The following is a 13853-nucleotide window of genomic DNA, read 5'->3' on the forward strand; positions in this document are numbered from 1 at the left end:
TCGAGTTGGTTGGCTCTTTCACCAGAGAGGGCGGGAGACCGCCTCTAGCTTCACAAGGTTTCGAAAAAACCCATGCTACGTATTCCACTCATGCCGAAAGCCACCGCCGTGTGGTTGGTCGACAACACATCCCTCACCTTCGAGCAGATCGCGGAGTTCTGCGGCCTGCACATGCTCGAGGTGAAGGGCATCGCCGATGGCGACGTGGCCCATGGCATCAAGGGCATGGATCCGATTTCGAGCGGCCAGTTGAGCCGCGAGGAGATCGCCGACGCCGAGAAGGACACCTCCCACCGTCTGAAGCTCTCTGAGCCCAAGGTGGAGATGCCCGAGGTGAAGACCAAGCGGGGGCCCCGCTATACGCCGGTGTCGCGCCGCCAGGACCGTCCGAACGCCATCCTTTGGCTCTTGAAGAACCACCCCGAGGTCAAGGACTCCCAGATCATGCGCCTTGTCGGCACGACCAAGCCGACCATCCTCGCCGTCCGCGAGCGCAGCCACTGGAATTCACCGAATCTGGTGGCGCAGGACCCCGTCACGCTCGGGCTCTGCTCCCAAACCGATCTCGATGCCGAGGTGAAGAAGGCCGCCGCGCGGCTTGAGCGTGAGCGGAAGGACTCCGGCATTGTCGAGGCTCCGAAGGCCGGCACCTTGATGCCCACTGAAGAAAGCATCGCCACGCCGCCCCCGCCGCCTGAGGCGCCGATCGCCACGACGCTGGCGAAGGAGGCCCGCGAAGCGATGCATCACGAGGACGAAGAAGACGAGCCGGTCCCGGACGCTGCCTCCGTGTTCGCCAAGCTCAAGGACTTGAAGCGCAACGACACTGCCTCTGAATAGAGGTTTACCCAGTTCGCTGCCGCATTTGATCGGGATCAAACTGTCCCGCGACCCCGCCCGCCATGGTGCGCCTTCCAAATTGGGAGGTGCAACGGTGAGTTCGGTCGATATTCTCTTCCTCACCGTGGTGCTGGCAGCGTTCGTCGGCCGGCGCTCGCCTACTTCTCCAGCAGGAAGATCGATTGATCATTGCCTCTCGCCTTGGCTAGGCTGCGACAAGGAAACGCAGCACAAGAACAGCCCAAGGCGAGGGAAATGGCCAACCCCTATAATGAAGGCCTCGATAAGAACGCGGCCAACTATCAGCCGCTGACTCCGCTCGTCTTCCTCCAACGCGCGGCGAGCGTGCATCCAGACCACGTCGCGGTCGTTCACGGGGCGCAGCGTTTCACCTATCGCGAATTCTACGATCGGTCCCGCCGCCTCGCCTCGGCGCTTGCCGCGCGCGGTATCGGTGTTGGCGACACCGTGTCGGTAATGCTTGCCAACTCTCCGCCCATGCTCGAAGCGCATTACGGCGTGCCGATGACCGGCGCGGTGCTCCATTGCTTCAACACCCGCCTCGACGCGCCGGCGATCGCATTCATGCTCGATCACGCCGACACGAAAGTGCTCATCGCCGATACGGAGTTCGCGTCCGTCCTCAAGGAGGCGCTTGCGCTTGCGACGGTGAAGCCGCTCCTGATCGATTACGAGGACACGCAATGCGGCATCGGCGGCGAGCGTCTGGGGACCATGGACTATTGGAAGTTTCTCGCAGACGGCGACGCCGACTATGCCTGGCAAATGCCGACCGATGAGTGGAACGCGATCTCGCTCAACTATACGAGCGGCACCACCGGCAACCCGAAAGGCGTCGTCTATCATCACCGCGGTGCGGCGCTCATGTGCTATGCCAACACCCTCGCCACGACCATGGGGCCGCATCCGGTCTATCTCTGGACACTGCCGATGTTTCACTGCAACGGCTGGTGCTTTCCCTGGTCGCTCAGCCTCGTTGCGGGAACCCACGTCTGTCTGCGGGCCGTCCGCGCGCAGCCCATGTTTGCGGCCATCGCTGAGCACGGCGTCACCCATCTTTCCGGCGCGCCCTTTGTCATGGCCTGTCTTTTGAGCGCGGGCGACGATGAGCGGCGGAGCTTCAATCAACGCGTCGCCTTCAGCCACGCCGCGGCGCCTCCGCCCGGCGCCGTGCTCGCCAAGATGGACGAGGCCGGTTTCGAGCTGACCCACCTCTACGGCCTGACCGAGACCTACGGTCCCGCCACGCTGAACGAGTGGCACGCGGCCTGGGACGAGTTGCCAAACGAAGACCGCGTCAAAAAGCGCATCCGCCAGGGCGTGCGCTATCACGCGCTCGAAGATCTGACCGTCATGGACCCGGAAACCATGGAGAAGGTGCCGGAAGACGGCGACACGCTGGGCGAGGTCATGTTTCGCGGAAATATCGTGATGAAGGGCTATCTCAAGAATGGCCGCGCGACGGAGGAAGCCTTCGCCGGCGGCTGGTTCCATTCCGGCGATCTCGGCGTGATGCACCCCGACGGCTACATCCAGCTCAAGGACCGCTCCAAAGACATCATCATTTCCGGCGGGGAGAACATCTCCTCCATAGAGGTCGAGGACGTGCTTTACAAGCACCCCGACGTGGCGGCAGCCGCCGTCGTCGCCAAGCCCGATCCGAAATGGGGTGAGACGCCTTGCGCCTTCGTCGAGACGCGTCCCGGCTCCAAAATCACGGAAGAAGAACTGATAAAATGGTGCAAGGGCAAGCTCGCGCGTTTCAAGTGCCCGCGCCACGTCGTCTTCGTCGAACTGCCCAAAACCTCGACCGGGAAGATCCAGAAATTCAGGCTGCGGGATATGGCGAAGGAGGTCTGACCTCCTTCGCCTGTCGCTGGCTCAAACGCTAATGTTTGCCGTGCTTGCCGCCACCGCCGCCGTGGTGCTTGCCACCGCCGCCTTTATGCTTGCCACCGCCGCCACCGTGATGCTTCCCACCGCCGCCGTGATGCTCGTAGTTCTTGCCGTCGTGGTGCCGGCAATATTTCCCACCGCGGTGATGGCCGTAACCGGGTCCCAACCAGCCGTAACCGTAACCGAACCCATAGCCGTTACAGGCGCCGCGATGGCGATGCCAGCCCCACTCAGGCGCCCATCTCTGGCTGCAATGCCGCCATGCACGTCGATGAGATCTGAGGGCGCGGCATCCTCACTGAGCGGGATGGCCGTCGATCCGGCGTTCACAGCCGAGGCGGGCGTCACGCCCCAGACGAGACCAAGCGAAGCGAAGGCAACGGCGAAAGCGAAATGAAGTCGCATGGGAAGTCCTCCTGTGATGGCGGTCGCTTCGGCCTCGACCACCACTCAAATGAGCTCGCGCAATGCGCAAGCCCTCGGCGGAGCAAACCTTCGCATTCACAACTCTGTTACCGCGATTAACTCAATCTCACTTCGAGGTTGAAAAAAACTCCATCTCGCCGCATCGAAGACCATGCGCTTAGGTCTCCGCGCGCTCGGCGCTCTGCTGCTCTGGCCGCTTGCAGCTCCTGCTGCCGAGACGTCATTTCGTGCTGGCTTCATGGCGCTGACGGTCGCGGGCGACCCCCCCTTTTTTTTCCCGTCGGCGTCTGGTACCCGACGCTCGCCAAGGAGACGGACTGGACGGTCGGCCCATATGCGATGAGTGCCGCACGGGACGCAGCTCCGGCGCCGGGACGCTTTCCCTTGATTGTCCTCTCCCACGGCAGCGGTGCGGATCAATTTCACCACCGCGACAGGTCGACATATCTCTCCCCTCACGGCTTCATCGTCGCTGCGATCAAGCACGCGGGCGACAGTTTGGATGATGTTGGCGGCCGCGGCAGCGACGTGCAGCTCACCGGACGCCCCTGGCAGGTGAAGCAGACGCTCGATGCCGTGCTTGCCGACCCGCGCCTCAAAACCAGCATCGACGCAAACCGCATCGGCATGATCGGCTATTCCGCCGGCGGCTACACGACGCTGACCACGATCGGTGGCCGGCCCGACTACGCGTTATGGGGCGTGCATTGCAAGGAGCATCCCGAGGACTACGAGCTCTGCCCCGCAGATGGCAGTTGGGTGCCGCCCCGCATCACGCGCCCCGGCTGAGAACTCCCGCCGCCCGACCCCGCATCAAGCTGCCGTCGTGATGCGCCAGCCGGCATTCTCTTCGATGCGAAAGGCCTCTCCGGCATCAGCATTCCGTTGCGAATCGCGCGCGCGACGATCATTTCGTGCGCAATGATTGGAACGCCGACCACGTAGCCGCATTGCTCACCAACGACCTGGACGTGACGAGCGTGCCCGGCGACCATTCATCTTTATCGCGCCCTGCCCGTCCGAGCTTGCCGAGCGCTATCCTGAGTCCTGCACTGATGCTCCAGGCATCGATCGCGCCGCCATTCATGCCGAGATCGCGACGGAGCTTGTGGATTTCTTCAACAGCAACCTTCCCCCACCCGAAGCCGCGGCACCAGCGCCGCGCTGAGGATGACGACAATTCCCGCTTGCGGTTAGACTTCATCTGGCCAAGATCTGAAGGATGGGGGGCGAATCCATTCCGCTCGAGGCGCAGTTCAACCTGCTCGCGAGTTATGTTGCGCTGGTGATCGAATGCGGCGCCGTTCTCGTCGTAAGCTTCGGCGCAATCCAGTCCTTTTCCGGCGTGGTCGCATCGATCTTCATGGGTTCGGCGAGCGAGACGGCGGGTCGCCAGATCTGGCTCCGCTTCGCCACTTGGATCCTGCTCGCGCTGGAATTCGCTCTCGCCGCGGACATCGTGCGCACGGCGGTTGCGCCGACTTGGGAAGACATCTTCAAGCTTGCCGTAATCGCCACCATCCGCACCATGCTCAATTACTTCCTGGCGAAGGACATCGCGTCCTTCGACGCGCCGCTTCAGCAGCCGCCATCGACCACGACGCGCCAGGACTGAGGCATGCCTCTTCTCCGCATCGACCTAATCGAAGGCCGGACCGATGCCGGGCTGAAAGCACTGCTCGATGCGCTTCACGCCGCCATGCTCGCGGCGTTTAAGGTGCCGGAGCGCGACCGCTATCAGATCGTGCACGAGCATCCCCCAACGCGCATGATCGTCGAGGACACGGCCTCGGCATCCCGCGCACGGACAAGGTCGTGGTCCTCCAGGTCATCACGCGCTGGCGCGGCCGCGAGGCGAAGGAAAACTTTTATCGCCTCGTTTGCGAGCATCTGGAGCGGGATTGCGGCATCTCGCCATCAGACGTAGTCATCTGCCTTGTGGAGAACAGCGACGAGGATTGGTCCTTCGGCGTGGGCCGCGCCCAATTTTTGACCGGCGACCTCTAAAACGGCATTTTTGCAACAGTTCTAGCGTTGGACGCCTGCGGCTTTATGTGGTTCAGTCCAAGTTAACCACTTGGCTTTGCGTACCGACGGGCTTCGGGGTACGCGCATTCCGGCGCCGGATCTTACGACGAGCCGGAGTCAGGGGTTTAACCAGAGGTGCATGCGCTTGAGGGCCAAAGAGCCTTTCGCGCGAGTACGCCTCTCCGGGGGTCTGAGGGATGATCGGAACGAAGCGCGCGCGCGAAAAGCGATTCCAGATCATTCTGATCAAGCCATCTCATTACGACAGTGACGGTTACGTCGTGCAATGGGTGCGTTCGACCATGCCGTCGAACTCGCTCGCCGCCGTCTACAGCCTCGCGCTCGGCGCCGCGAAGCTGCAACTTCTCGGGCCCGACATTCCAATCGACGTCACCGCCATGGACGAGACCAATACCCGCGTCCGCACGCGCGAGATCGCCCGGAAGATCAAGGAGAATGGCGGGCTCGGTTTCGTCGGCATTATCGGCGTGCAATCCAACGAATTCCCCCGCGCCGTCGATATTGCGCGCTCTCTGCGCGAAGCCGGCGTGCAGGTGATGATCGGCGGCTTCCACGTCTCAGGCTGCCTCTCCATGCTCAAGGAGCTGCCCGCCGACATCAAGGCGGCCCAGGCACTGGGCATTTCCATTTACGCGGGCGAGGCCGAGGAAGGTCTCGACGAAGTGATCCTCGACGCCGCGCGCGGCGAGCTTCGCCCCCTCTACGACCATATGAAGCACCTGCCCGATATCGGCGACATCGCATCTCCCCCCTTCCTGCCGAAGCACTTCGTGCAACGGACGATCGGCAATCTGACGAGCTTCGATGCCGGCCGCGGCTGCCCCTTCCAATGCTCCTTCTGCACCATCATCAACGTGCAGGGACGGAAGTCGCGCTACCGCTCGCCAGACAGCGTCGAGAAGATTCTGCGCTGGAACTACGAGCAGGGCGTGAACCGCTTCTTCATCACCGACGACAATTTCGCCCGCAACAAGGATTGGGAAGCGATCTACGACCGCATCATCAAGCTGCGCGAAGAGGATGGCTTGGACATCCGCTTCTGCATCCAGGTCGATACGCTTTGCCACCGCATCCCGAACTTCATCGACAAATCGAAGCGCGCCGGCGTCACGCGCGTGTTTATCGGGCTTGAGAACATCAACCCCGCGAACCTGATCGCCGCCAAGAAGCGGCAGAACAAGATCACCGAATATCGCAAAATGCTGCTCGAGTGGAAGCGGGTCGGCATCATGACGTATGCCGGCTACATTCTCGGCTTCGAGAACGACACGCCGGAGTCGATCCGCCACGACCTCGAGATCATCAAGAAAGAGCTGCCGCTCGACATGATCGAGTTTTTCGTCCTCACGCCGCTACCCGGGTCCGAGGACCACAAGGTGCTTTACGAGAAGGGGGTCTGGATGGACCCCGACATGAACAAATACGATGTCGAGCACGTCGTCACCGCCCACCCGAAGATGACGGCCGAAGAGTGGTCGGGCATCTACCAGGAGGCGTGGGGCCTTTATTACACCGACGAGCATATCGAGACGATCGTGCGCCGCGCCTATGCCTGCGGCATCAACCTGCGCTCGCTCCGCACGGTGCTGTTCTGGTTTTCGAGTGCGGTCCCGGTGGAGGGTTTGCATCCCCTGCAATGGGGGATCTTTCGCATCAAGCACCGTGGCGACCGGCGTTCCGGCCTGCCGATCGAATCGCCCGTCACCTTCTACGCCAAATACGCGGCCGACATCGCCCGCAAGGCCTTTGCGCTGCAACAGCGCTGGCGGTACATATCGCGCATCATGCGCAAGATCGAGGCCGATCCGCACGCGGGATATTATATGGACGGCGCCCTGACGGCCGAAGCCGACGACGATACCGACCATATGGACCTTTACACGCAGAACGACGCCGCCCGCGTGGCTGTCGAGCGCGAGCTGCGTGTCGCAGGGCGCCCGGCGCATGGCAATGGGAAGAACGGCCATCGCGATCACGGCGATGCCGAACATGCGCACGATCATCACGGTCATGCCCACGATCGCCATGACGACCGCGTCGAGATCTCACCCACCGCCTGATTGCCTGTCGGAATGTCGTTGAAGCGGTCGCTCTAGCCGAACGCTAGTTGCCGCCGCCGAAGGCCCGCTCGATCATGTCGGCGAAGCCACCGCCATTGCGCCGCAGCCAGCCCTGCCGTGTCGGCTGCGGCTCTTCGTAGGCCTGCTGGTCATAGGCCTGATTCTGGCCGTTTCCGAAGCTCGCCTGGAGATACTCGGCCCTGATCCAGCCCGTCGCGGCGCTTTGCGGGTCGGTGACCTGCACCCAGCCGTCGCTCTGCGAGACCACGCGCAGCGTCCGTCCGGCTGGGAAGGCAAACAGCATCGCGGCTTCGTCTGCCGGATTGGCATGCATGGAGGCCGTCCCGACCAGCCTTACCCATTGCTCTTGCTGCTGCTGATCCTGCGGCCAGTCGTCCTGCGACTGTTGCTGGCCTTCATAGCCTTGCGGCGGCTGGCCTTCGTATCCTTGCGCAGGCTGGGCCTCATAACCTTGCGGAGGCTGCCCCTGATATCCTTGCGGCGGCGGGCCCTCATAGCCTTCCGACTGCTGGCCGACATAGCCTTGCGGCGGTTGGCCCTCATATCCCGGCGCAGGCTGGCCTTCGGGTCCCTGATTCTGCTCTGCGCTATAACCTTGCGGGTGCTGCCTACTCCAGGGGAGCGGCGACGCCGCCGCGTCAGTCTGATCGGCGTCAGGCGCCTGCCCCGAAGCCGGAGGCATGTCGGGAACCTGGCCGGCGTCGGGTTGCGTGCCATCCGGGTGCCCCGGCTCGCCTTGGACCACGGGGTCCCAACTCCGCTCTTGCGGATCCACCGCAGCGGTGGTCGTGGGGTCGGGCTGCTCGCGCTCCGGGCTCGCCACTTCCGCTGAGGGGGTGGCAGCATCGCTCGGGGCGGCACTCGTCGGCCGATCGGTGGTGGAAATCTCGTAGGCGAGCTTGGTGGCCTTGGAGGCGGTTTGCGGAGCCTCGACAGGAGAGACCACGAAGGCAATCACCACGCACACGGCCGCGAACACGACCAACAATGCTGTGATCAGCCTCTTCATGCTGCTCTTCCCGACATTGCTTTAAGCCTTAGAAACAGAATGCGGCGGCAAGTCGTCCCAAACTTGTTTATGAACAGGCACCGTTTAACGCCGCGTGAATGTGCGCCCCGTCGAGGGACTTATCGAAGCCAGACTAAAGCGCCGCGAGCCGCATGCAAAGCCTTACCCGCCCCGTGGAGCCGCACTAGGCGGGGACGCGTCGCTTGGCTAGGATGGTGGCTGCGTCGCGCTCATCCCTACCCGTCAGCCTGTTTCCCGGAAGCCCGCATGCTCTCCTACAAGGAATATGACAATGCTCAGGCCGTCGAGATCGTAATCGGCGGGCGCGTGTCCACCGAGGAGTTCGACAAAGTCGCGGGCAAGCTCGAAGCCTTCATCACCCGCCACGGCACAGTCCGCGTGCTCGAAGTCGTCCGCGATTTCGAGGGCATGGATGCCGGCGCCTTCTGGCACGACATCAAGTTCAGCCTCCGCCACTTGCAGGACTTCAGCCGTGTCGCGGTGGTCTCAAGTCCGGAAATCCGCAATCTCTGGTCAGCGCTCGTCGCGCCCTTCATGCGCTGCGAGGTCGAGCATTTCCCTCCACATGAATTGGAGGCGGCGCGCGATTGGCTGATGTGGCCGGAAGGCGCCGTCGACTAGCGGCGTGGCTCCTTGCGCTGCTCAACCTGGACCGATTGCAGATATTCGATGATCGCCTCCACGTCCGTGGGGCTGAAGACGAAGATCGGCATATCGGGATGGCCGGAGACAATGCCTTCGGCAAGCGATTCGGCGAGGTCTTCAATCGGGTAATGGCTGGAAAGGGTGCGGAAGGGAGGGGCCTCCTTATGCGGGCTCGCGCCCTCCTCGCCGATCGCATGGCAGCGCGAGCAATTCTCGCGCAAAAGCGCTTCGCCCTTGTCCCCCATGCCCTTTTCAACGGCGCTCGCATCCATCGCCGAGAGGCCCAGCATGGCAAGCGCAGCGAGAACCACCGTCGCAGTGGCTCTCATCGTTCTCCTCCCAGCACTGGCTGACATTCGGCAGGACCATGGGGCAACTCACGCGTCACAAGGACGTAGCAGAAATTGCCGGGTGCGGCTCTTGATGCGAATAAATGCTGGACCTCTGCGGCAAACGAAAGGCCGCGGAGCGCATGATCATGCGCGCTGCGGCCTATAAAACTGCCCCTCCGCTCCAATCAGCGGGCCTTAGCGGTCCCCGAGGTCTCCTTCGGCTGACCTAGTGAGTCAGCTCGCATCTGATTCGCTCTATTTCATCCTTCAGACGCAATTTTTGACGCTTCAATTCCGCGATCTTGAGGTCGTCGGCCGTTGGCCGCGCCAACTCTTCTTCGATTTTCCGATCTAACGCGCGGTGCCTCTCGGACAACTCCACGAGGTGTGCGTCAAGCGCCATAGCGGACCTCCATGTCAGTGGTCTGGAACCAACGATAGTGACAAATCGCCGGCGATTTGTCTAATGGCCGCCATGCGCTTCCGCGTCACTCTTGATTTCTCTCTGTGACGGGACGCAGGCGTAAGCTGTCGCCGCCCGTGGCACTTGCGTGCCGCAAAGTTCGCCGCGATACTCCGCCCCGTCCCAGGGGCAAGGGAGCAAGGGACGTCCGATGGAGAGCGAGGACATTCGCGAACTCCGGACGACCTTGACGAGGCGCAAGCAGGAGCATCGCGACCTCGACAGCGCCATCAATGCGCTGGAAGAATCCGGCCGCGCCGACGCCTTGCAGTTGAAGCGGCTTAAAAAGAAGAAGCTGTTTCTCAAGGACGAGATCTCGCGCATCGAGGATCAGCTTCTCCCCGACATTATTGCCTGAAGGAGCGTTTTGCGACCGCGGCGAGGCCCCGAAAATCCGCGACTTTCCTTGCCAAGCAAGGGTGCGTCCCTATAATCCCGCGCTTTCCGGCCTGGACCCTTCCCCATGAGCAAGCAGAGACCGAGCGTCGGCATCATTATGGGAAGCCGTTCCGACTGGCCGACGCTGAAGTTGGCCGCGGACGTTTTGGATGCGTTGGGCGTGCCTTACGAAACCCGCGTCGTGTCCGCGCATCGCACGCCGAAGCGGCTCTATACGTATGCGAGCGAAGCGGCCGAGCGCGGGCTGAAGATCATCATCGCCGGCGCCGGAGGCGCGGCGCACCTTCCCGGCATGACGGCCGCGATGACGGAATTGCCGGTGCTCGGCGTGCCCATCGAGAGTCGCGCGCTGAAAGGCCTCGACAGTCTGCTTTCGATTGCGCAGATGCCGGCCGGCGTGCCGGTCGGAACCCTCGCCATCGGCGAGCCCGGCGCCACCAACGCGGGACTGCTCGCAGCGCAGATTCTGGCGCTCTCCGATCCTGCCCTCGCCTCTCGGGTCATGGCCTGGCGCGCAGCGCTGACCGCGGGCGTGCCGGAGGTACTGGAAACGAATGCGTGAGGCCCTGCCGCCCGGCAGCACCATCGGCATTCTGGGCGGCGGACAGCTCGGCCGCATGCTCGCGGTGGCGGCCTCTCGGCTCGGTCTGAAGATCCATATTTACTCCGACGAGCCCGACCCGCCCGCCTTCGCCGTCGCCGCGGCGCGCACCGTGGCCGGCTACAACGATGCCGACGCGCTTCTCAAATTCGCGGGCGCCGTGGACGTTGTCACCTGCGAGTTCGAGAACGTGCCGACGGCTGCACTCGAGGCCGCCGGACGCAACGCCCCTGTGTTTCCGCCGCCCCGCGCCTTCGCCGTGGCGCAGGATAGGCTCGCCGAGAAGGACTTCCTCCAAGAGCTCGGCATTGCGGTCGCGCCCTTCGCCCCGATCGGCAGCGTGCGGGAACTCCAGGCCGCGCTGCCCGGAATCGGTTTTCCCGCTCTCTTGAAAACGCGTCGCTTCGGCTATGACGGCAAGGGCCAGGTGATGATCCGCAGCCAAAGCGAGGCGGAAGCGGCCTTGGACAGCATCGGCCACGTGCCGGCGGTGCTCGAAGGTGTGGTGCTATTTGAGCGCGAGATCTCGGTGGTCGCCGTGCGCGCACAGGACGGGACGCTTCATTTTTACGATCCGAGTGAGAATGTGCATCAGGATGGCATCCTCGCCAGGAGCCGCGTCCCGGCACCCATCTCCGCAACCTGCGTGTTCGAGGCACGGAAGATCGCGGGCAAGATCGCCAACGCGTTGTCCTATGTCGGGGTGATCTGCGTGGAGATGTTTCAGCGCATGGGCGATGGATCCGCCCTTGTCGTCAATGAGATCGCGCCGCGCGTCCACAATTCGGGTCACTGGACCCTCGACGCCTGCCTCGTGAGCCAATTCGAGAACCATATCCGCGCCATTGCGGGCTGGCCCTTGGGCGAGACCTCCCGCCATAGCGATGCGGTGATGGCCAATATCATCGGCGCGGATGCGGACAGGTGGCGGGACTTTGCTTCCGCCGAAGGTACGAGCCTTCACCTCTACGGCAAGGAAGAAGCGCGGCCCGGCCGCAAGATGGGCCATTTTATCCGGCTTTATCCCAAAACCTGATCGGCTGCGGAGAGCCGCCAATACGCCCGGCGTCTGGACAACGACCGGGGCTTCTGTTAGAGCAAGCCCGGATGCGAAGCTTTGACCTTCCGGTCGGGGCTAGCTTTGGCCACGCATCCTTCCCTTACAACGGCCAATCGCAAAACTGGAGAACTCTGCGCGTGCAAGTCGTCGTCCGCGATAACAATGTCGATCAGGCCCTTCGGGCGCTGAAAAAGAAGATGCAGCGTGAAGGCATCTTCCGCGAGATGAAGCTGCGCAATTACTACGAGAAGCCCTCGGAGAAGCGCGCCCGCGAAAAGGCTGAAGCCATTCGCCGCGCCCGCAAGCTGGCCCGCAAAAAGGCTCAGCGCGAGAGCGGTATCGTCGCCAAGCCGCGGCCGCCCCGCTAAGCTCCTTTAAGACGCTAAGCGCCAAAAATCAGGGGCCCGAGTGGGGGCCTTTCGCGTTTAAATCCAGCAATCTCAATTCGTCAGCCGACCCTGAGCGGCCGCTTTGCGCGCGGACGTATTTCTTCCGCCTCGAAAGCCGCCGCGTCGCCGCCATAGCTGCGCAACGCGACATCGCCTTCGACGAGCTCCAGTTCGGGCCGGCCGCGCTTCGGCTGTAGATCTTCGACGAACTCATACACCTTGTCCCAGGCGCCATGCTCGAAGAGGTCGTTGTGACCGGCTCTCGGCAGGATCGCCAGCTTCTTGGGATTGTTGGCCTCGTTGTAGACGCGCCGTCCTTGCGCCACGGGGATCATGCTGTCGCGCGCGCCGTGAACGATGAGGAGCGGCACATCGACTGCGCCGATGCAGTCGATGGTGCGGTAATTGTCGCCCACGACAAATCGCAGCGGCAGAAACGGCCATGCCTTCTGTCCCACATCGGCGATGGACATGAAGGGGGACTCAAGCACCAGCGCCTTCAGTTCGCGGGTCAAAGCAAGCTGCGTGGCGACACCGGTGCCGAGCGACTCGCCATAGGCGACAATGTCCTTGGCGCCGAGGCCGAGGCCGCGCAGATAGTCGTAGGCCGCCGCGGCGTCGGCAACGTTCTTTCTCTCGCTAGGGAAGCCGCGCGAACCGCCGAACCGGCGATAATTGAGCATGAGCATGCCATAGCCGTCGGCAGCGATGGTCGCGATCTTGCCGGCGCGGTGGGCGACATTGCCCGCATTGCCCATGAAATAGAGCATGGTCGGCTTCGGCCCGCGCGGAGGCAGATGCCATGCGATCAATTTGGTCCCGTCGGCGGCGGATAGCTCCACCTCCTGCACGCCCGGAAGGCCGGCATCCTTCGGCGCGACGCGCATGCGATCCGGCATGTAGACGAAATTGCGATGCAGTATGCGAGCAGCGAAACAGACGATCACGTAACTGCCGATAAGGGCGAGCAGAAGGTTCAACATGGGCTCAGCGTTACCTTTCGATACTTCTGGGTCCGGGCTGCAATCTGTCTACCCTAATCTTTATAAACGGCGCTTGAATGACGCGGTTCTACAGATAAGCCCCCGTACTCTACTAACTTTTGCTGGGGAATTTAGAAGGAAACGCAATCTGCCTGCTCGTGACGACCGTTGAAAACGTTGCCTGCAAGGGTGCTAGCGTCGCTCTTCTCCTGTTGGCCGCACCCCTCTGGGCAGTTAACGCATACGTCTCGGCTTTGCTCCCGCACACCAAGCCTGTGGGAATTGCCCGTCGCCTCGGTGGGATCGGCTGCAGGGCCGAGGTATCTTCGGGCCGGGCCATCAACAGCCCAAATGTGCGCATGATGTGGCGGGCTCTCCCCAATTACCCCTATATGGGACGCAATCCCCATGCCGCACCCCTCAATTCACTCTCAAAATAGCGACGAAACGGCCCATAACGGCAATAGACCCGCAGATTACCTCATTTTCTTTAATATCAGTTTGAAGACGCGCCCGTCACTACCCGGTCGGGGAGGACCCCTGCCAGGCGGCGCTGCGGCAACTTGCCAGGGGGAGCTAGAGGCCCTTCACGATCGCTTCGGTCATCTTCTTGGCGTCGCCCAGCACCATCATGGTGT

Annotated in this window: 15 protein-coding genes and 1 pseudogene; 11 read left to right on the forward strand and 5 right to left on the reverse strand. The window is 62.7% G+C overall.

Annotated features, from left to right (window positions below; genetic code table 11):
• Positions 1–72: 72 nt before the first annotated feature.
• Together ACR2J1_RS11980 and ACR2J1_RS11985 are read left to right on the forward strand one after the other, a co-directional pair.
• Positions 73–840, forward strand: a complete 768-nt coding sequence (locus ACR2J1_RS11980; protein ID WP_434019550.1) for a DUF1013 domain-containing protein — start codon at positions 73–75, stop codon at positions 838–840.
• 255 nt (positions 841–1095) lie between these two features.
• A complete protein-coding gene (locus ACR2J1_RS11985) occupies positions 1096–2721 on the forward strand; it encodes an acyl-CoA synthetase (protein ID WP_434019551.1) in 1626 nt (541 codons plus the stop codon).
• A gap of 21 nt (positions 2722–2742) precedes the next feature.
• On the opposite strand, the gene ACR2J1_RS11990 is transcribed toward ACR2J1_RS11985, so the two are convergent.
• Positions 2743–3162, reverse strand: coding sequence for a hypothetical protein (locus ACR2J1_RS11990; RefSeq protein ID WP_434019552.1), 420 nt, complete (start codon positions 3160–3162; stop codon positions 2743–2745).
• A 360-nt stretch (positions 3163–3522) separates the two neighbouring features.
• On the opposite strand from ACR2J1_RS11990, the gene ACR2J1_RS11995 reads away from it, so the two are divergent.
• From ACR2J1_RS11995 to ACR2J1_RS12010, 4 genes and pseudogenes are all read left to right on the forward strand, one after another.
• Positions 3523–3972, forward strand: a complete 450-nt coding sequence (locus ACR2J1_RS11995; RefSeq protein WP_434019553.1) for an alpha/beta hydrolase family protein — start codon at positions 3523–3525, stop codon at positions 3970–3972.
• 433 nt (positions 3973–4405) lie between these two features.
• Positions 4406–4798 carry a DUF1622 domain-containing protein gene (locus tag ACR2J1_RS12000; protein WP_434019554.1) on the forward strand — a complete coding sequence of 131 codons (393 nt, stop codon included), beginning with the start codon at positions 4406–4408 and terminating at the stop codon, positions 4796–4798.
• Between the two features lie 3 nt (positions 4799–4801).
• Positions 4802–5190, forward strand: a pseudogene (locus ACR2J1_RS12005) (tautomerase family protein).
• Between the two features lie 218 nt (positions 5191–5408).
• A complete protein-coding gene (locus ACR2J1_RS12010; RefSeq protein WP_434019555.1) occupies positions 5409–7292 on the forward strand; it encodes a B12-binding domain-containing radical SAM protein in 1884 nt (627 codons plus the stop codon).
• A gap of 43 nt (positions 7293–7335) precedes the next feature.
• On the opposite strand, the gene ACR2J1_RS12015 is transcribed toward ACR2J1_RS12010, so the two are convergent.
• Positions 7336–8322, reverse strand: coding sequence for an SH3 domain-containing protein (locus ACR2J1_RS12015; protein WP_434019556.1), 987 nt, complete (start codon positions 8320–8322; stop codon positions 7336–7338).
• 267 nt (positions 8323–8589) lie between these two features.
• On the opposite strand from ACR2J1_RS12015, the gene ACR2J1_RS12020 reads away from it, so the two are divergent.
• Entirely contained in the window at positions 8590–8964 is a 375-nt protein-coding gene (locus tag ACR2J1_RS12020; RefSeq protein ID WP_434019557.1) for an STAS/SEC14 domain-containing protein, read from the forward strand.
• Here the strand turns inward: ACR2J1_RS12020 and ACR2J1_RS12025 are convergent.
• Together ACR2J1_RS12025 and ACR2J1_RS12030 are read right to left on the reverse strand one after the other, a co-directional pair.
• Entirely contained in the window at positions 8961–9317 is a 357-nt protein-coding gene (locus ACR2J1_RS12025) for a c-type cytochrome (RefSeq protein ID WP_434019558.1), read from the reverse strand. The genes ACR2J1_RS12020 and ACR2J1_RS12025 overlap by 4 nt on opposite strands.
• Positions 9318–9546: 229 nt before the next feature.
• Positions 9547–9723: a YdcH family protein gene (locus tag ACR2J1_RS12030; RefSeq protein ID WP_434019559.1), complete on the reverse strand. Its 177-nt coding sequence runs from the start codon at positions 9721–9723 to the stop codon at positions 9547–9549.
• A 211-nt stretch (positions 9724–9934) separates the two neighbouring features.
• On the opposite strand from ACR2J1_RS12030, the gene ACR2J1_RS12035 reads away from it, so the two are divergent.
• The 4 genes from ACR2J1_RS12035 (at position 9935) to rpsU (ending at position 12211) form a co-directional block, all read left to right on the forward strand.
• Complete coding sequence (locus tag ACR2J1_RS12035) at positions 9935–10141, forward strand: YdcH family protein (RefSeq protein WP_434019560.1); 207 nt, start codon at positions 9935–9937, stop codon at positions 10139–10141.
• A 105-nt stretch (positions 10142–10246) separates the two neighbouring features.
• Positions 10247–10744, forward strand: a complete 498-nt coding sequence (gene purE / locus ACR2J1_RS12040; protein WP_434019561.1) for a 5-(carboxyamino)imidazole ribonucleotide mutase — start codon at positions 10247–10249, stop codon at positions 10742–10744.
• Positions 10737–11819 (forward strand): 5-(carboxyamino)imidazole ribonucleotide synthase, encoded by a 1083-nt coding sequence (locus tag ACR2J1_RS12045; RefSeq protein WP_434019562.1) that lies wholly within the window; start codon positions 10737–10739, stop codon positions 11817–11819. The genes purE and ACR2J1_RS12045 overlap by 8 nt, the downstream gene beginning before the upstream one ends.
• A gap of 161 nt (positions 11820–11980) precedes the next feature.
• A complete protein-coding gene (gene rpsU, locus ACR2J1_RS12050; RefSeq protein ID WP_434019563.1) occupies positions 11981–12211 on the forward strand; it encodes a 30S ribosomal protein S21 in 231 nt (76 codons plus the stop codon).
• Between the two features lie 80 nt (positions 12212–12291).
• On the opposite strand, the gene ACR2J1_RS12055 is transcribed toward rpsU, so the two are convergent.
• The gene (locus tag ACR2J1_RS12055) at positions 12292–13215 is read right to left on the reverse strand and encodes an alpha/beta hydrolase (RefSeq protein WP_434019564.1); all 924 of its coding nucleotides are present in this window, start codon (positions 13213–13215) and stop codon (positions 12292–12294) included.
• Positions 13216–13853 lie beyond the last annotated feature (638 nt).

Origin of the sequence: Methyloceanibacter sp. (assembly GCF_050999895.1) — a bacterium.
In the GTDB taxonomy this organism is placed as follows: Bacteria; Pseudomonadota; Alphaproteobacteria; order Rhizobiales; family Methyloligellaceae; genus Methyloceanibacter.